13 protein-coding genes are annotated in these 17,500 nt (G+C 72.2%); 7 read left to right on the forward strand and 6 right to left on the reverse strand.

Going from position 1 to position 17,500, the window contains the following annotated elements; genetic code table 11:
- Positions 1–9 precede the first annotated feature (9 nt).
- The 3 genes from ccrA to D0Z67_RS24060 all read right to left on the reverse strand — a co-directional run bounded on the left by ccrA (position 10) and on the right by D0Z67_RS24060 (position 4,534).
- On the reverse strand, positions 10–1,350 hold the full coding sequence (gene ccrA / locus D0Z67_RS24050) for a crotonyl-CoA carboxylase/reductase (protein ID WP_037776106.1): 1,341 nt from the start codon (positions 1,348–1,350) through the stop codon (positions 10–12).
- 420 nt (positions 1,351–1,770) lie between these two features.
- Complete coding sequence (locus D0Z67_RS24055; RefSeq protein ID WP_031183670.1) at positions 1,771–2,580, reverse strand: TetR family transcriptional regulator; 810 nt, start codon at positions 2,578–2,580, stop codon at positions 1,771–1,773.
- A gap of 148 nt (positions 2,581–2,728) precedes the next feature.
- The gene (locus D0Z67_RS24060; RefSeq protein WP_031183671.1) at positions 2,729–4,534 is read right to left on the reverse strand and encodes a 3-hydroxyacyl-CoA dehydrogenase family protein; all 1,806 of its coding nucleotides are present in this window, start codon (positions 4,532–4,534) and stop codon (positions 2,729–2,731) included.
- Positions 4,535–4,881: 347 nt separating this feature from the next.
- On the opposite strand from D0Z67_RS24060, the gene D0Z67_RS24065 reads away from it, so the two are divergent.
- A complete protein-coding gene (locus D0Z67_RS24065; protein WP_031183672.1) occupies positions 4,882–5,466 on the forward strand; it encodes an adenylosuccinate lyase in 585 nt (194 codons plus the stop codon).
- On the opposite strand, the gene D0Z67_RS24070 is transcribed toward D0Z67_RS24065, so the two are convergent.
- From D0Z67_RS24070 to D0Z67_RS24080, 3 genes are all read right to left on the reverse strand, one after another.
- Positions 5,448–5,957, reverse strand: coding sequence for a GNAT family N-acetyltransferase (locus D0Z67_RS24070; protein ID WP_031183673.1), 510 nt, complete (start codon positions 5,955–5,957; stop codon positions 5,448–5,450). The genes D0Z67_RS24065 and D0Z67_RS24070 overlap by 19 nt on opposite strands.
- 81 nt (positions 5,958–6,038) lie before the next feature.
- Positions 6,039–7,595, reverse strand: a complete 1,557-nt coding sequence (locus D0Z67_RS24075; RefSeq protein WP_031183674.1) for an alpha/beta hydrolase — start codon at positions 7,593–7,595, stop codon at positions 6,039–6,041.
- A 141-nt stretch (positions 7,596–7,736) separates the two neighbouring features.
- On the reverse strand, positions 7,737–8,783 hold the full coding sequence (locus tag D0Z67_RS24080) for an Rv2578c family radical SAM protein (RefSeq protein WP_031183675.1): 1,047 nt from the start codon (positions 8,781–8,783) through the stop codon (positions 7,737–7,739).
- A 134-nt stretch (positions 8,784–8,917) separates the two neighbouring features.
- Between D0Z67_RS24080 and D0Z67_RS24085 the strand changes: the two genes are divergently transcribed.
- The 6 genes from D0Z67_RS24085 (at position 8,918) to D0Z67_RS24110 (ending at position 17,497) form a co-directional block, all read left to right on the forward strand.
- Positions 8,918–9,361, forward strand: a complete 444-nt coding sequence (locus D0Z67_RS24085; RefSeq protein ID WP_031183676.1) for an SRPBCC family protein — start codon at positions 8,918–8,920, stop codon at positions 9,359–9,361.
- A 167-nt stretch (positions 9,362–9,528) separates the two neighbouring features.
- Complete coding sequence (locus D0Z67_RS24090; protein ID WP_031183677.1) at positions 9,529–11,934, forward strand: MFS transporter; 2,406 nt, start codon at positions 9,529–9,531, stop codon at positions 11,932–11,934.
- Between the two features lie 144 nt (positions 11,935–12,078).
- The gene (locus D0Z67_RS24095) at positions 12,079–14,496 is read left to right on the forward strand and encodes an ATP-binding SpoIIE family protein phosphatase (RefSeq protein ID WP_031183678.1); all 2,418 of its coding nucleotides are present in this window, start codon (positions 12,079–12,081) and stop codon (positions 14,494–14,496) included.
- A 76-nt stretch (positions 14,497–14,572) separates the two neighbouring features.
- The gene (locus D0Z67_RS24100) at positions 14,573–15,292 is read left to right on the forward strand and encodes a class I SAM-dependent methyltransferase (protein WP_031183679.1); all 720 of its coding nucleotides are present in this window, start codon (positions 14,573–14,575) and stop codon (positions 15,290–15,292) included.
- 74 nt (positions 15,293–15,366) lie between these two features.
- Positions 15,367–16,200: a M55 family metallopeptidase gene (locus D0Z67_RS24105; protein ID WP_031183680.1), complete on the forward strand. Its 834-nt coding sequence runs from the start codon at positions 15,367–15,369 to the stop codon at positions 16,198–16,200.
- Positions 16,193–17,497 (forward strand): M20/M25/M40 family metallo-hydrolase, encoded by a 1,305-nt coding sequence (locus tag D0Z67_RS24110; RefSeq protein WP_031183681.1) that lies wholly within the window; start codon positions 16,193–16,195, stop codon positions 17,495–17,497. The genes D0Z67_RS24105 and D0Z67_RS24110 overlap by 8 nt, the downstream gene beginning before the upstream one ends.
- The last annotated feature ends 3 nt before the right edge of the window (positions 17,498–17,500 follow it).

Raw genomic sequence — 17,500 nt, forward strand, 5'->3', positions numbered from 1 at the left:
GTTCGCTCCTCAGACGTTCCGGAAGCGGTTGATCGCGTCGATGTGCTCGGCGCGCAGCTCGGCGTCGCGGACGCCGAGGCCCTCCTCGGGGGCCAGGCACAGCACGCCGACCTTGCCCTGGTGGAGGTTGCGGTGCACGTCGTACGCGGCCTGGCCGGTGTCCTCCAGGGAGTACACCTTGGACAGCGTCGGGTGGATCTTGCCCTTGGCGATCAGGCGGTTGGCCTCCCACGCCTCGCGGTAGTTGGCGAAGTGGGAGCCGATGATGCGCTTGAGGGACATCCACAGGTAGCGGTTGTCGTACTCGTGCATGTAGCCCGAGGTCGAGGCGCAGGTGGTGATGGTGCCGCCCTTGCGGGTGACGAAGACGGACGCGCCGAAGGTCTCGCGGCCGGGGTGCTCGAAGACGATGTCGATGTCCTCGCCGCCGGTCAGCTCGCGGATGCGCTTGCCGAAGCGCTTCCACTCCTTGGGGTCCTGGGTCTGCTCGTCCTTCCAGAACTTGTAGCCCTCGGCGTTGCGGTCGATGATCGCCTCGGCACCCATCGAGCGGCAGATGTCGGCCTTCTGGTCGCTGGAGACGACACAGATCGGGTTGGCGCCGCCCGCGAGCGCGAACTGGGTGGCGTACGAGCCGAGTCCGCCGCTGGCGCCCCAGATCAGCACGTTGTCGCCCTGCTTCATCCCGGCGCCGTTCTTGGAGACGAGCTGGCGGTAGGCGGTGGAGTTGACCAGGCCGGGGGCGGCGGCCTCCTCCCAGCTCAGGTGGCCGGGCTTCGGCATCAGCTGGTTGGACTTGACGAGGGCTATCTCCGCCAGGCCGCCGAAGTTGGTCTCGAAGCCCCAGATGCGCTGCTCGGGGTCGAGCATCGTGTCGTTGTGGCCGTCGGAGGACTCCATCTCGACGGACAGACAGTGCGCGACGACCTCGTCACCGGGCTTCCAGGCGTTCACGCCGGGGCCGGTGCGCAGGACGACGCCCGCGAGGTCGGAGCCGATGATGTGGTACGGCAGGTCGTGCCGCTTGGCCAGCTCGTTGGTGCGGCCGTAGCGCTCCAGGAACCCGAAGGTGGACAGTGGCTCGAAGATCGAGGTCCACACCGAGTTGTAGTTCACCGAGGAGGCCATGACGGCCACCAGGGCCTCGCCGGGGCCCAGCTCGGGCAGCGGCACCTCGTCGAGGTGGGTGGACTTGCGGGGGTCCTTGTCGCGGGTCTCGAGGCCCGCGAACATCTCCGTCTCGTCCTTGTGCACGGTGATCGCGCGGTACGACTCGGGCAGCGGGATGGCGGCGAAGTCGGCGGACGTGGCGTCCGACTGGATCGCGGCGAGGATGTCCTTCACGGTCACGGTATTGCCTCCGGCGGTGAGCGCCCTGAGGGAGGGGCGCTGGGGTTTCGTCGGTGCTTGAAGTGCGCTCTGGGGTGCGAGGGGGGTGCCGTCGGTTGGGCGGCGGATGCTTCGGCGGCGCTTTGTGGCGCGGGAGGTTGCCTGTGACGCAGGCGTCCGGACGCGCGAGCCGGGTGGCTTGCGGGGACAGCCGGCGCGCGGGATTTCGCTACGCGCCGGCCGTCCGGACACTCTCAACGTATGACACCGCGTGTCAGGCGGCAAGGCACTGAGTGCCAGAACTTCCTCTCACATGAAATCTTTACGTAACAAATGAGCGATGATCGATCGAACGGGCTCCGAGAGGCGACAGAAAACGGGCCCGGACATGCAAAACGGCCACCCCGAGGGGTGGCCGTCGTCACAGCGGGAGACGCGGGCTCAGCGCTCCTTGAGCGCCTGCTCGATGGTCCGCATGACCTCGTCCAGGGGCGCGTCGGTGCGGGCGACCGTGACCAGCACCTCGCCCTGCGCGGAGACCGTCGCCGGAGCGGGCGTGGCGGCCGTGCTCCGGCCGGCCCCGATGCCGGTGCCGAAGGTCCGGCGGACGATCGCGAAAGCGTGGTCGAGCTGCGCCTCCACGTCGCCCTGGCCGTCCGCCCGCAGCCACCGCCGCAGCACATGGTTGTGCGCGGTGACCACGGCGGACGCGGCGACCTCGGCCAGCAGCGGATCGTCGTTGGCGTCGTCGGCGTGCGCCCGCTCGTCGAAGTGGCCCAGCAGATAGCGGGTGAACAGCCGCTCGTAGCGGGCCACCGAGGCGATCTCCGCCTCGCGCAGCGTCGGCACCTCGCGGGTCAGCCGGTAGCGCGCCACCGAGATCTCCGGCTGGGCCGCGTACATCCGCATGACTTCCTTGATCCCGCGGCACACCGTGTCGAGCGGATGCTCGTGCGCCGGGGCCGCGTTGAGCACCGCCTCGGCCCGGATCAGGGTGTCGTCGTGGTCGGGGAAGATCGCCTCTTCCTTGGAGCGGAAGTGGCGGAAGAACGTGCGCCGGGCGACCCCGGCCGCCGCCGCGATCTCGTCCACCGTGGTCGCCTCGTACCCCTTGGACGCGAAGAGTTCCATCGCGGCCGCCGCCAGTTCCCGGCGCATCTTCAGCCGCTGGGCGGCGGCGCGGCCGCCCGCGGCGCTCTCCGGGGCGTCGGAGGCGGCGGATGTACGTGAGGACCTGACGGGCTGGGACATGACCCGAACGTACTGCATGGACGCCGTGCCACGCGCGGGTGCCGGGAGGCCCTCGTCCCCGGAGCGGGCGGTGGCCCGGCCGGGCGGGGCGAGGCCGCCCGGTTCGAGCAGCCCGCCCCACTCCGGCCCGTCCCGGAAACCGTCGGCGTCAGCGGCGGGCATACTCGCGGAAGCCCCGGCCGGTCTTGCGGCCCAGGCAGCCCGCCGCCACCAGGTGCTCCAGCAGCGGCGCCGGGGCGAGGCCCGGGTCGCGGAACTCGCGGTGCAGCACCTTCTCGATGGCCAGCGAGACGTCCAGCCCGACCACGTCCAGCAGTTCGAACGGGCCCATCGGGTAGCCGCCGCCCAGCCGCATTGCCGCGTCGATGTCGTCGAGGGTCGCGTAGTGCTCCTCGACCATCTTGACCGCGTTGTTCAGGTACGGGAACAGCAGCGCGTTCACGATGAAGCCGGCCCGGTCGCCGCAGTCCACCGGGTGCTTGCCGAGGCGGGCGCAGACCTCACGGACGGTGGCGTGGGTGTCGTCGGCGGTGAGCACCGTGCGCACCACCTCCACCAGCTTCATCGCCGGGGCCGGGTTGAAGAAGTGCATGCCGATCACGTCCTGCGGGCGCGAGGTGGCGCGGGCGCAGGCGACGACGGGCAGCGAGGAGGTGGTGGTGGCCAGGACCGCGCCCGGCTTGCAGACCTTGTCCAGCGCCTGGAAGAGCTGCCGCTTGACGTCCAGGTCCTCCGCGACCGCCTCCACGGCGAGGTCGACGTCGGCGAACGCCTCGTAGCCGCCCGCCGGGGTGATCCGCTCCAGCATCCCGGCCGCCGACTCGGCGGTCAGGCGGCCCTTGGCGACCGAGCGGTCCAGCGACTTGCCGACGCGCGCCTTGGCGGCCTGCGCCTTCTCCTCGCTGCGGGCGGCCAGGACCACCTCGAAACCGGCCTTGGCGAACACCTCCGCGATGCCCGACGCCATCGTGCCGGACCCGGCGACGCCCACCGAGCGCACCGTACGGCCCGCCGTCGCCGAGTCGCCGGGCGCCGGGGTGAGGGCGTCCGGGACGGTCTCGGCGCTGCCCGGGGCCGCGTAGGTGTAGAAGCCGCGGCCCGCCTTGCGGCCGGTCAGGCCCGCCTGGCTGAGCTGCTTCAGGATCGGGGCCGGGGCGTGCAGGCGGTCGCGGGACTCGGCGTACATCGCCTCCAGGACCCGGCGGGCGGTGTCCACGCCGATCAGGTCCAGCAGGGCGAGCGGGCCCATCGGCAGGCCGCAGCCCAGCCGCATCGCGGCGTCGATGTCCTCGCGGGAGGCGTAGCGCGCCTCGTACATCGCGGCGGCCTGGTTCAAGTAGCCGAACAGCAGGCCGTCCGCGACGAATCCGGGACGGTCGCCCACCGCGACCGGCTCCTTGCCCAGCTCCAGCGCGAGGTCGGTGACGGCGGTGACGGCCTGGGGCGCGGTCAGCACCGAGGAGACGACCTCCACCAGCTTCATCGCCTGCACCGGGTTGAAGAAGTGCAGGCCGAGGACGCGCTCGGGGCGCTGCGAGCCGGCGGCGAGCCGGGTGACGGAGAGCGCGTTGGTGCCGGTGGCCAGGATCGCCTCCGGCCGCACCACGCGGTCGAGTTCGGCGAAGATCTGCTGCTTGATCTCGTACGACTCCGGGGCCACCTCGATCACGAGGTCGGCGTCGGCGGCCGCGGCGAGGTCGGTTCCGGTGGTGACCCGGTCCAGCAGGGCCGCGCGCTCGGGCTCGGTGAGCCGGCCGCGTTCGACGGCGCGGGCGGTGGACTGCTCCAGCGCCCGGACGCAGGTGGCGGCCTGGGCCGCGTCGATGTCGATGCCGACGACCTGGCGGCCGGCGCGGGCCAAGACCTCGGTGAGACCGGTGCCCATGGTGCCGAGGCCGACCACGGCGATCGTCCGCAGCGGGGAGGGAGGGGTGTGGGACAGGGGAGTGGCCATCGCGGAACTCCAGGAAGAGTGGTGACGACGAGGAACGCGGCGCACGCGTCGAGGACGCGTGCCGCAGCGTGGGATGCGGGTGTTGCCGGGCCGCGAAGCGCACACGCCCGGTGCCGTCGTGGCGGGCGCGCACACGCCCATGACGGTCCGACTTGCCGACCGGCCCTGTCCCGGAGCCGGGTCGTGCTCTCGACGGTTGCGTCACCAGACCGTCGCCAGCCGAAGCGCGAGTGGGTAACTCGCTCGTCTGAGCTTAACCAGTGAGTAACGAGCGCGCCAGTGCCCGGTGCCAACTCGGCTTTGTGATGTACCTCCCTTCCGTGTCATCGCGCGCCTACGCTGGGTGTGTGGACGAAGAGTTGCGAGTGCTCACCGAACGCTTACGGCGTGAGTCGCGGGGCGGAGCCGCCTACGAGAGGCTGGTGGGCACCGGGGATCACGACGAGCTGGCCGGTGTCCTCACCGCCCCCGGACAGCCCTTGTGGGCACGCGAGTTGGCCGCCTACCGGCTGGGAGTCGCCGGGGACCGGCGGGCGTTCGAGTCGTTGGTGCTGTTGCTCAATCACCGGGACCCGCCCCGGTGTGCGGCGGCGGCCGAGGCGCTGGCGATGCTGGGGGACCCGCGGACCGCGCGGGCGGCGGCCGCGCTGGCCACCAACGAACTCCGGGTCGCGTACGCCCTCCAGCCGGTGCGGCTGCTCGTACGGTTGCGGGCTCCCGAGTCGGTTCCGGCGCTCATCACCACCCTCGAACGCCGGCTCCGGCCCCACGACCCCTACCGCCGGGTGGCCCTCGCCTGCGTAGAGGGCCTCGGCACCCTGGCCGACCCCCGCGCGAAACGAGTACTGACCGAGTCCCTCGCCCACCCGGCCCTGGCCGAGGCCGCGGTGACGGCACTGGGACTCATCCCGCGTCAGCAGCGGCGGAGTTGAGATCTGGCGTACCGCACCTCGGGGACCGATGTGCCGTCCTCGGCGCCGTCCGGGCTGAAGCCCGCCCGCTCGTAGAAGCGGCGGGCGCGGGTGTTGTCGCGCAGGACCCAGAGCAGCATGCGCGGCTGGGCGGCGCTGCGGGCGAGAGCCTCGGTGAGGAGGGCCCGGCCGACGCCGGTACCGATATGGGCGGGGTCGGCGTAGAGGGCGTACAACTCCGCGTCAGCCGTGCGGGTTTCGCCGTCCCGGTAGGGGCCCACCGAGGCCCAGCCGACGACTTGGCCCGCGCGCTCGGCGACCAGCTGGGTGGTGGGGTCGTCGGTGCGCGTGAAGTGGGCGCGGCGGCGCTCGGCGTCCGCCTCGACGCTCAGCCCGTCCAGTTCCGCCTGGGGCATCAGACCCCGGTAGGCGTGCCGCCAGCCCGTCACGCGGATCTCGGCCACGCGGTCGCAGTCGGAGAGGGCCATCGGGCGGATGGTGAGGGTGTCCATGGCGGGAGCGTAGGGAGGGGCGGCGGCCGGCGTCCCCCGGTTTTCCGGTGCCCGCCGAAGGGGCGGGCACCGGTGGGGGGTTCAGTGGTGGAAGCCCAGGAGGCCGTGGAGGGTTGAGCCCTTGGAGGAGGCGGGGGCCGTTTTGGCGTCCAGGGGTTTGGGGGCGGGGGATTTTTCGCAGACCGCGTCCACCTCGCCCCGGCCGCGGGGGACCGTGCCGTCGGTGAGGTAGGTGGTGAGGTGGTCGTCCAGGCAGGAGTTGCCGGTCAGGGTGATGCCGTGGTTGCCGCCGCCCTGCTCGACGACCAGGCTGGAGTGGGCCAGGAGGCGGTGGGTCATCAGGCCGCCCGAGTACGGGGTCGCCGCGTCGTCCGTGGCCTGGAAGAGCAGGGCCGGGGGCAGCTTGCCGTTGGCGATGTTGACCGGTTCGCGCGGAGGTGTGGGCCAGAAGGCGCAGGGCGCGTTGTACCAGGCGTTGTTCCAGGTCATGAAGGGCGACTTGCGGTGGGCCGCCCAGGTGTCCCGCGACCAGCGGCGCCAGTCGCGCGGCCAGGGCGCGTCCCGGCACTGGACGGCCGCGTAGACGCTGTAGTTGTTGTCCCCGCCCGCGTCGACGGCGGCGAAGTTCTCGTACGCCTGCTCCAGCGGCCCGGTGTCCTTGTCGTGCACCCAGGAGGCCAGCGCCTCGGCGAGGTAGGGCCAGTAGCCGTCGTAGTAGCCGCCCGGCATGTAGGTGTCCTCCAGCTCGGCGGCGCCCACCTTGCCGTCCGCCGGGTCCTTCGCCAGCGCGGCCCGCATCGCGTACCAGTCGGCCTCGATCCGTGCGGGGTCGGTGCCGAGGCCGTACGCCTCGTCGTGCGCGGCGATCCACGCCATCAGGGCCTTGTGGCGGGCGTCGAAGGCGTGGTCCTGGGTGAGGTTGTCCTCGTACCAGACGCCGGTCGGGTCGACGATCGAGTCCAGCACCAGCCGGTGCACCCGCGCCGGGAAGAGCTTGGCGTAGACCGCGCCCAGGTAGGTGCCGTAGGAGTAGCCGAGGTAGCTGAGGCGGTCGGCGCCCAGGGCCGCGCGGACCGAGTCCAGGTCACGGGCGGCGGAGGCGGTGTCGATGTACGGCAGCACGTCCGCGTGCGCCTTGCCGCAGGCGGCAGCGAAGGACCGCACCCGCTCCAGGTTCCGCCGCTCCAGCTCGGGCGTGGCCGGGACGGTGTCCGGGCGTACCGGCTTGAAGTGGTCCGGGACGCAGTTCAGCGCCGGGGTGCTCTTGCCGACACCGCGCGGGTCGAAGCCGATGACGTCGTACTGCGCGGCCACCTTCGCGGGCAGCGCGGAGGCGATGTACCCGGCGAGGGTGAGCCCGCTGCCGCCGGGGCCGCCGGGGTTGACCAGCAGCGGGCCCTGGGAGACCGGCGCGGTGTGCGGGACACGGGACAGGGCGAGCGAGATCTGCCGCCCGGCCGGCCGCGCGTGGTCCAGCGGGACCTTCAGGGAGGCGCACTGGAGGGTCGGGTAGTCGCCGGTGCCGCAGTCCTTCCAGGTCAGGCCCGGCGCGGCGGGGGCGGCCTGGACGGGCAGGGCGGTGGCCGAGGCCGCCAGCAGGACGGCCGTCGCGCCCAGTACGGCTGCGCGTGTTCTCATGCGTGGCAACTCCACGGGACGGAGGATGGCGCGGACCGCGAGGGCCGCGGTCCTCGCGGCATCGTCCCCGCAATCCCCGTCCCCTTCGGGCCGTCCGCCCGTACTTGACCCGAACGGGTCGCCGGATGCCCTCGAACGCGCTCACATCAGGGTGAGCTGCGTCGGCTCCTGTTCCGCCGGCCGCTCGTCGGTCCGGGCCGGGCGGACGCGCCGGGTGACGCCCGCGCGGGTCGGCCCGATGCCGTACTCCCGGGCCAGCTCGTGCACCTGGCGGGTGACCCGGCGCTGGTACCAGGTGGGGGCGTACGCGCCGCCCGCGTACAGCCGCTGGTAGCGGGTCACCAGGTGCGGGTGGTGTTCGCCGAGCCAGCTCATGAACCACTCCCGCGCGCCGGGCCGGAGATGCAGCACCAGCGGAGTCACCGAGGTGGCCCCGGACTCCGCGATGGCGCGGACGGTGTCGCGCAGTTGACCTGGCTGGTCGCTGAGGAAGGGGATCACCGGGGCCATCAGCACCGCGCAGCCGATGCCGTGCTCGCCCAGCGTGCGCACCACGTCCAGCCGCCGCTCGGGCGCCGGGGTGCCCGGCTCCACCGTGCGCCAGAGGCCCGTGTCGGTGAAGCCCACGGAGACCGAGATGCCGACGTCGGTGACCTCGGCCGCGCGCACCAGCCGGTCCAGGTCGCGCAGGATCAGGGTGCCCTTGGTGAGGATGGAGAAGGGGTTGGCCCGCTCGGTGAGGGCGTCGATGATCCCCGGCATCAGCCTGTACCGGCCCTCCGCGCGCTGGTAGCAGTCCACGTTGGTGCCCATCGCCACGTGCTCCCCGCCCCAGCGCGGCGAGGCCAGCTGGCGGCGCAGCACCTCGGGGGCGTTGACCTTGACCACGATCTGGGAGTCGAAGCCGAGCCCGGTGTCCAGGTCCAGGTAGCTGTGCGTCTTGCGGGCGAAGCAGTACACACAGGCGTGCGAACAGCCCCGATAGGGGTTCACCGTCCATTCGAACGGCATCCGGGACGCCCCCGGCACCCGGTTCAGGATCGACCGCGCCCGCACCTCGTGAAAAGTGATTCCGGCGAATTCCGGTGTGTCGAAAGTTCGCGTCACCACGGCGTCCGCGCCGAACAGCGCGCCGTCGGGGGTCCGGCCGTGACCACCGGACTCGTCGGTCAGGTTCTCCCAGCGCATGACGCCTCCTCGGTAGCTCGTTCCCCACAATAGAACATCTGTTCCCATGATCGGGCGAACCCCGATTTGGAGCGGGGATGCCGGGGTGGTTGGCTGATCCGGAAGGCTGGAAACTCAGGTCGTGGAGGAGAGCGATGGCGCAGGTAGAGGCCACTACGGAACGAGTCGTCGCGGCGAACGCCGACAGGGTGTTCGACGCGCTGACCGACTACCGGACCACCCGCCCGAAGCTGCTCCCCGAGCACTTCAGCGAGTACGAGGTCCGCGAGGGCGGCGACGGCGCGGGCACTCTCGTCCACTGGAAGCTCCAGGCCACCAGCAAGCGTGTGCGCGACTGCCTGATGGAGGTCAGCGAGCCGACCCCGGGTGAGCTGGTCGAGAAGGACCGCAACTCCACCATGGTCACCACCTGGCGCGTCACCCCCGCCGACGAGGGCCGTTCCCGTGTCGTGGTCACCACCACCTGGAAGGGCGCCGGCGGCATCGGCGGCTTCTTCGAGCGCACCTTCGCCCCCAAGGGTCTGGGCCGCATCTACGACTCGGTGCTCGACAGGCTCGCCGCCCAGGTCGAGGGCTGATCTCTCCAAACACCAGCGGGTGCGGGGGCGTTGCTCCCCGCACCCGCTTCCCTCACCGGTTCGAGTGATCTCCGCCGAGACCGGATTCATGCCGTAACTCGCCGTATGTGTTCGCAGTTGTCGCGTAACGCGGGATGTGCGACAGGTGTGAGCGAGGGGAGCGGTACGTGGGCGGAACGACGCTGGTGTGCGAGGAGCCGGTCACCGAGGCGGTGCCGGCTCCGGTCGAACACCTGGACCCACCACCCGCACCCGCACCCGAACTCGGCACGCGCCAGGTGCGGTTGGTCTTCGTCGGGCTGATGCTCGCGTTGCTGCTGGCCGCGCTGGACCAGATGATCGTGGCCACCGCGCTGCCGAAGATCGTCGGCGAGCTGCACGGCCTGGACAAGATGTCCTGGGCGATCACCGCCTATCTGCTGACCTCCACCATCGGCCTGCCGCTCTACGGCAAGCTCGGCGATCTCTTCGGCCGCAAGGGCGTCTTCCAGTTCGCCATCCTGGTCTTCGTGGTCGGCTCCGCCCTCGCCGGGCGCGCGCAGAGCATGGACCAGATGATCGCCTTCCGCGCGGTGCAGGGCATCGGGGCGGGCGGCCTGATGATCGGCGTCCAGGCGATCATCGCCGACATCGTGCCGCCCCGGCAGCGCGGCCGGTACATGGGCCTGATCGGCGCCGCCTTCGGCCTCGCCTCCGTCGCCGGACCGCTGCTCGGCGGCTACTTCACCGACCACCTCTCCTGGCGCTGGTGCTTCTACATCAACGTCCCCTTCGGCCTGGTCACCCTCGCCGTGGTCGCCGCCGTGCTGAAGCTGCCCCGGCCGAGGAAGCGGGCCCGGCTGGACGTGCCCGGCGCGCTGCTGCTGGCCGCCGCCTCGACCTGCCTGGTCCTGCTGACCAGTTGGGGCGGTACCGAGTACGCCTGGGGCTCCAGGGAGATCATCGGCCTCGGCGCGGGCGCGGTCGCCGCCGTGATCCTCTTCGTCGCCGCCGAGCGCTTCGCCGCCGAACCCCTCATCCCGCTGCGACTGTTCCGGGACTCCGTCTTCAACATCACCGGCCTGGTCGGTCTGGTGATCGGCGTCGCCCTGTTCGGCGCGGCCAGCTATCTGCCGACCTTCCTCCAGATGGTCGACGGCGCCAGCGCCACCGAGTCCGGCCTGCTGATGCTGCCCATGATGGCGGGCATCGTCGGCGCCTCCATCGTCGGCGGCCAGCTCATCAGCCGCACCGGCCGCTACAAGCTCTACCCGGTGATCGGCGCCGCGCTCGCCGCGCTCGGCATGTGGCTGCTCTCCCGGCTGGAGGTCGACACCCCCCGGCTGTCGTACAGCGTCTGGATGGCCGTCCTCGGCACCGGCATCGGCCTGGTCATGCCCGTGCTGGTGCTCGCCGTGCAGAACTCCGTACGCCCCGCCGACCTCGGCACCGCCACCAGCGCCAACAACTACTTCCGGCAGATCGGCGGCAGCGTAGGCGCCGCCATCTTCGGCACCCTCTTCGCCGACCGGCTCACCGACGCGCTGCGCGAGGACCTCCCGCCGGACGCCTCCGCCGCGCTCCCCGACCCCGAGGCGATCACCCCGCAGCTCGTGCACGCGCTGCCCCCGGCGCTGCGGGACGCCTACATCCACGCCTACGCCGACGCCATGCCCCGGATCTTCCTGTACCTGGTGCCGGTGCTCGTCCTCGGCCTGATCATCGCCTTCTTCCTCAAGGAGAAACCCCTGGTGTCCCAGCACGCCCCCACCGCCACCGACCCGGACACCGTCCCGGGCATCCCCGTACCGCCCCAGACCCGTGTGCCGCACACCGCCGGGATCGCGGTCTGCGGCACCGTCCAGCACCCGGACGGCACCGTGGTGCCCCGCGCCGCGCTCACCCTCATCGACGTCGGCGGGGTGCAGATCGGCCGGGGCGCCAGCGGCGACGACGGCCGCTACGCGCTGGCCACGCCCGGCGCCGGCTCCTACGTGCTCATCGCGGCGGCCGGCGGCCACCAGCCGCAGGCCGTCTCCGTCACCGTCGGCGAACGACCCGTCGAGCTGGACGTGGTCCTCGGCGGCGCCGGGCGCCTCGCGGGGGCCGTGCTCACCGCCGACGGCAGCCCCGTACGCGACGCCACCGTCACGCTCACCAACGTGCACGGCGAGGTCGTCGCCGCCACCCGCAGCGGGCGTGAGGGCGGCTACGTCATCGGCGAGCTGGTCGCTGGGGAGTACACCCTCGCCGCCAGCGCCCCCGCCTTCCGTCCGGCGGCCCTCCCGGTCACCGTCCAGGCGTCCCGCGAGACCCGGCAGGACGTCGAACTCGCGGGCGGAGCCGTACTGAAGGGCACGGTGCGGGCCGGGGGAGGGCGTGCCGTGGAGGACGCCCGGGTGACCCTGCTCGACGCGGCCGGGAACGTCGTCGACACCCTCACCACGGGCGCCGACGGCACCTTCCGCTTCGTCGACCTCTCCTCCGGCGAGTACACCGTCATCGCGGCCGGCTACCCGCCGGTCGCCACGGTCCTCCAGGTCGCGGGCGGCGGCCGCACCGAACGTGACCTGCAACTGGGGCACGAGGACTGAGGGTTACCAGCCCTCTCGACCCGGGCGGGATCTCCGGGGACGGAATTCGCGGTTTGCCACACACGGCGACGTGACTCCCCCGTACGGTAGTGGCGGGCGGTATTGATCGTTCGCGTACAGCCGTGGGGAGAGAGGGCCTGGGCCATGGACCGTGGCAGCGAGCGGGACGCGTCTCCCGGCCGCGGTGCGGAGCACCCCGCGGCGGGCCGGATTCCGCTGGCCGTGGTGATCGTCGACCACGCGGGCCTGGTGTCCCACTGGAGCAGCGGCGCCGGGCGGATGTTCGGCGCCGGCCGGGACGCGGCCGTCGGACAGCCCGTCGCGGACCTGTTGCCCGTCTCCGGCGCCCTGCCGGACGACCTCCCGGACGGCACGTCCGACGACGGGGACGGTTCCGACCTGGAGACCTCCCTCGGCGTCCACACCGGCTACCCCACCGCGGGCCGCGCCCGGCTCACCCCGGCCGGACGCGGGGACGACGAGCGGATCGACGTGCTGTGGTGGGCCTACCCGCTGGTCGGGCCGGGCCCCTCCCGGCTGCTGGTGCTCGCCGCCGACGCCACCCGGCTGCGCGAGGAGCGCGGCCACCCGGACGAGAGCACCGAGCGCATCGCGCCCGGCTTCGCCCGCCACACCGAACTGCCCACCGCCGCCGACCTGGAGCGCAGGCTCCCCGAGATCCTGCCCAACATGGGCCCGGGACTCAGCGCCCGCATCGTCTCCCAGGTCCTTGAACTCGGCTACCCGGTAATGGAGTTCAGTCAGTACGAGCGGGTCCCCGTCACCCCGTACTGGGGGGTGCCCCGGCGCCCCGGCCGCTCCGACAGCGTTGTCCCGCACCCCCGCAGCGAGCCCCTGATCCCGGCCGACGCCCTGGCCGACCTGGAGTACGCGGCCGTACGCGAGCGGCTGGAGTTCCTCAACGAGGTCAGCTCCGCCATCGGCACCTCCCTCGACCTCGGGGAGACCATCCGCGAGGTCACCAGCGCGGCCGTACCCCGGTTCGCGGACTTCGCCGGCACCCACCTGCGCTCCGCCGTCCTCGCGGGCGAGGGCTTCCCCGACGGGCCGCCCGACGCCAGCACCCTGATGCACCGGGTCTGGGTCGAGCACAACGACGAACCCGGCCGCTGGGACGACACCGTGCCGGTCGGCGAGGCGTTCGCCTTCCCCGAGCACACGCCGTTCTACCAGTGCATGGTCACCGGCGAACCGGTGCTCATCCCCAGGATCAGCGACGAACTGGGCAACCGGATCTCCGGCGAGTTCGAGAAGCGGGACCTCAGGCCGCTGATCAACGGCCGCTCCCTGCTGATCGTCCCGCTCAAGGCCCGCAATGTCGTCCTCGGCTTCATGGTGTTGCTGCGCCGCGCCGACCGGCTGCCCTTCGACGGCATGGACCGCACCACCGGCGCCGAACTCGCCGCCCGCGCCGGGCTGGTGCTCGACAACGCGCGCATGTACACGTACCAGGAGAACGTCGCCGAGACCCTCCAGGACAGCATGCTGCCGCAGGTCACCCCGCGCATGGCCGGATGCGACGTGGCGACCCGCTATCTCCCCGGCACCCTGCTCGGCCGGATCGGCGGCGACTGGTTCGACACCGTCAAACTGCCCGGCTCGCGCACCGCGCTGGTCGTCGGCGACGTGATGGGTCATGGGCTCAACTCGGCAGCGATGATGGGCCAGTTGCGCACCGCCGTCCAGACCATGGCCGCGCTGGAGACCCCGCCCGCCCAACTGTTGCGCAACCTGGACGACTTGGCCCGCAGGCTCGGCGAGAACTACCTCGCCACCTGTCTCTACGCCGTCTACGACCCGATCCGGGGCGAGTTGCAGATCGCCAACGCCGGGCACATCCCGCCCGTACTGGTCCGCGCGGCGGACGGCGGCAGCGAACTGCTCGAACTGCCCACCGGCGCGCCCGTCGGGGTCGGCGGAGTGCCCTTCGAGGCCATCACGGTACGGGTCGCGCCCGGCGACCGGCTCGTTCTGTGCACGGACGGCCTGGTCGAGGTGCGCGGCTCCGACATCGGGGAGGGGCTGGCCGCGCTCTGCGAGTCCGCCGCGCACCCGGCCGCCTCCATGGACGCCGCCTGCGACACCATCATCCGCGCCCTCAACACGCGGGGCGGCCGCAAGGACGACGTGGCCCTGCTGATGGCCCGGCTCAACGGCATCCCCGACGAGCACGTGGCCCAGTGGCAGCTGGAGTCCGCCCCGCGCGAGGTCTCCCGCGCCCGGCGCCTGGTCCACGAGCGCCTGCTGGAGTGGGGGCTGCCCGAGGCGGTGGACACCGCGCTGCTGCTGGTCAGCGAGGTCGTCACCAACGCGGTACGGCACGGCGGCCACGGCCCCGTCGGGCTGCGCGTGGTCCGCGCCGGTGATCTGCTGTTCGAGGTCACGGACGAGGAACCGGAGCTGCCGGACATGCGCACCGCCGGGCCGGACGACGAGGCGGGCCGGGGCCTTGGCGTGGTCAGCCGGCTGGCGAAGGAGTGGGGCGCCACCACGAGCGGGCGCCGCAAGACGGTGTGGTTCGAGCAGGCGCTGATCCCGTAAAAGTGCCCTTGGACCTCTTGCCGGGGGGCAGTAGGCGCGATATCCCGATCATGGCACCGACTCTGGGGAGATCGCAGTGAACGTTTCCGACGGCTACCGCTCCAACTGGGAGAGTTTCTGGCGTGAGACCTCCGACGAGGAGGGTGACGCGATCTGGGACTCCGACCCCGCGCTGACCGCCGGGCCGCACAGCGATCTCCTGCTGCCGCACGCCGAGGCCGGCCGCGTCATCGTGGACCTGGGCTGCGGCAACGGCACCCAGACCCGCTACCTCGCCACCCGGTTCGCCCGCGCGGTCGGCGTCGACCTCTCGGACGCCGCGATCGACCACGCCCGCCGGGCCACGGCCGGGGCCGCCGCCGAGTTCGAGCAGCTGGACCTGACCGACACCGACGCCGTGCGCGACCTGCACGACCGGCTCGGGGACAGCAACGTCTACATGCGCGCCGTCATCCACCAGAGCGAGCCCGCCGCCCGGCCCCTGGTCGCCGCCGCCGTGGCCGAGCTGCTCGGTGAGGCGGGCCGGGCCTTCGTCGTGGAACTGACCTCCGCGTCCCGTGACGTCCTGAAGCGGGCGGCCGACGGCCCCGCCGGGCCGCCGCCGAAGCTCCGCCGCGTCTTCCACCACGACCTCAAGCCGGCGGACGCCGGGGACGAGGAGATCCCCCGCCTGCTGGCCGAGGCGGGACTGAAGATCCTGGCCACCGGCGAGACGGTCCTGCCGCAGACCGAGCACTTCCCGGACGGCACCCGTATCGACCTGCCGGCCCGGTGGTTCGTGCTGGCGCGCGAGTGAGAACAGCCCGTGCCGGGCGGCGGCCGGGGACCGGGTCGTAGCCGCCGCCGGGCCGGGCGCGTAACCTGCGCGGCATGAAGATCCTCATCAGTGCCGACATGGAAGGCGCCACCGGGGTCACCTGGCCCGCCGACGTGCTGCCGGGGACGCCGCAGTGGGAGCGGTGCCGGGGGATGTTCACCTCCGACGTGAACGCCGCCGCCCAGGGCTTCTTCGACGGCGGCGCCGACCAGGTGCTCGTGAACGAGGCCCACTGGACCATGCGCAACCTGCTGCTGGAGAACCTGGACGAGCGGGTCGAGATGCTGACCGGACGGCACAAGGCGCTGTCCATGGTGGAGGGCGTCCAGCACGGCGACGTCGACGGCGTCGCCTTCCTCGGCTACCACACGGGGGCCGGCATGGAGGGCGTCCTCGCCCACACCTACCTCGCCAACCAGATCACCGGCGTCTGGCTCAACGACGAACGCGCCAGCGAGGGCCTGCTCAACGCGCGGGTCGTCGCGGAGTACGGGGTGCCCGTGGTGCTGGTCACCGGGGACGACCTGACCTGCGAGGACGCGCTCGGCTACGCACCCGAGGCGCTGAAGGTCGCGGTCAAGGACCATGTCTCGCGGTACGCGGCCGTCTGCCGTACCCCGGGCCGCACCGCCGCCGACATCCGCGCGGCGGCCAAGGAGGCGGCGCGGCTCGCGGTGCGCCAGGAGCCGTCGGAGCAGGGGCCGTTCACGGTCGCCGTGGAGTTCGACGCCGAGCATCTGGCGATGGCCGCCACTGTGGTGCCCGGGGTCGCGCGGATCGGGGAGCGCAAGGTGGCGTACACCAACGGCACGATGTACGAGGCGATTCGCACGTTCAAGGCGGTCACCACGATCGCCTCGGCCGCCGTGGAGGAGCAGTATGGCTGACCAGCAAGCGCTGGACGAGGTGGTCGAGTTCACCTCCGAGCTGATCCGGATCGACACCACCAACCGGGGCGGCGGCGACTGCCGGGAGCGGCCCGCCGCCGAGTACGCGGCCGAGCGGCTCGCCGGTGCCGGGCTCGAACCGCTGGTGCTGGAGCGGACACCGGGGCGCGGCAACGTCGTCGCCCGGGTGCCGGGCACCGACCCGTCCGCCGACGCGCTGCTGGTCCACGGACACTTGGACGTGGTGCCCGCCGAAGCCGCCGACTGGAGCGTGCACCCCTTCTCCGGCGAGGTCCGCGACGGTGTGGTCTGGGGGCGCGGCGCGGTCGACATGAAGAACATGGACGCGATGATCCTGGCCGTGCTGCGCGGCTGGGCCCGGCAGGGCGTACGGCCGCGCCGGGACCTCGTCATCGCCTTCACCGCCGACGAGGAGGCCAGCGCCGAGGACGGCTCCGGCTTCCTCGCCGACCGGCACCCCGAGCTGTTCGAGGGCTGTACGGAGGCCATCGGGGAGTCCGGCGCCTTCACCTTCCACGACGGCACCGGGCGCGAGATCTACCCCGTCGCGGCGGGGGAGCGGGGCACCGGCTGGCTGCGGCTCAGCGCGGGCGGCCGTGCCGGGCACGGCTCCAAGGTGAACCGGGAGAACGCGGTGACCCGGCTTGCCGCCGCCGTCACCCGGATCGGCGAGCACCAGTGGCCGCTGCGCATCACCCCGACCGTACGGGCCGCGCTCACGGAACTCGCGGAACTGTACGGTCTGGAAGCCGACTTCGACGACATGGAACTGCTGCTGGACAAGCTCGGCCCGGCCGCCAAGCTGGTCGAGTCCACCGTCCGCAACAGCGCCACCCCGACGATGCTGGAAGCCGGTTACAAGGTCAACGTCATCCCCGGCGAGGCCCACGCGCACATCGACGGGCGCTTCCTGCCGGGCGGCGAGGAGGAGTTCGAGTCCACGTTGGACCGGCTCACCGGACCGGACGTCGACTGGGAGTACGTGCACCGCGAGGTCGCCCTCCAAGCCCCGCTGGACGCAGCGCTGTTCGGCAAGATGCGTGCGGCCGTCGAGGAGTTCGCGCCGGGCGCGCACGTCGTCCCGTACTGCATGTCCGGCGGTACCGACGCCAAGCAGTTCTCCCGGCTCGGCATCGCGGGCTACGGGTTCGCACCGCTGCGGCTGCCCGAAGGCTTCGACTACCAGGCGCTGTTCCACGGGGTGGACGAACGGGTGCCGGTGGAGGCGCTCCAGTTCGGCGTCCGCGTCCTCGACCGCTTCCTGCGGACGGCCTGACGA

The sequence above is a fragment of the Streptomyces seoulensis genome (assembly GCF_004328625.1).
Taxonomy (GTDB): Bacteria; Actinomycetota; Actinomycetes; order Streptomycetales; family Streptomycetaceae; genus Streptomyces; species Streptomyces seoulensis.

Bases quoted from the DNA above. Each gene is read 5' to 3' on its own strand.
- D0Z67_RS24055 (WP_031183670.1), bottom strand. From the start codon at position 2,580: ATGTCCCAGCCCGTCAGGTCCTCACGTACATCCGCCGCCTCCGACGCC.
- D0Z67_RS24060 (WP_031183671.1), bottom strand. From the start codon at position 4,534: ATGGCCACTCCCCTGTCCCACACCCCTCCCTCCCCGCTGCGGACGATC.
- D0Z67_RS24070 (WP_031183673.1), bottom strand. From the start codon at position 5,957: ATGGACACCCTCACCATCCGCCCGATGGCCCTCTCCGACTGCGACCGC.
- D0Z67_RS24075 (WP_031183674.1), bottom strand. From the start codon at position 7,595: ATGAGAACACGCGCAGCCGTACTGGGCGCGACGGCCGTCCTGCTGGCG.
- D0Z67_RS24080 (WP_031183675.1), bottom strand. From the start codon at position 8,783: ATGCGCTGGGAGAACCTGACCGACGAGTCCGGTGGTCACGGCCGGACC.
- D0Z67_RS24085 (WP_031183676.1), top strand. From the start codon at position 8,918: ATGGCGCAGGTAGAGGCCACTACGGAACGAGTCGTCGCGGCGAACGCC.
- D0Z67_RS24095 (WP_031183678.1), top strand. From the start codon at position 12,079: ATGGACCGTGGCAGCGAGCGGGACGCGTCTCCCGGCCGCGGTGCGGAG.
- D0Z67_RS24105 (WP_031183680.1), top strand. From the start codon at position 15,367: ATGAAGATCCTCATCAGTGCCGACATGGAAGGCGCCACCGGGGTCACC.
- D0Z67_RS24110 (WP_031183681.1), top strand. From the start codon at position 16,193: ATGGCTGACCAGCAAGCGCTGGACGAGGTGGTCGAGTTCACCTCCGAG.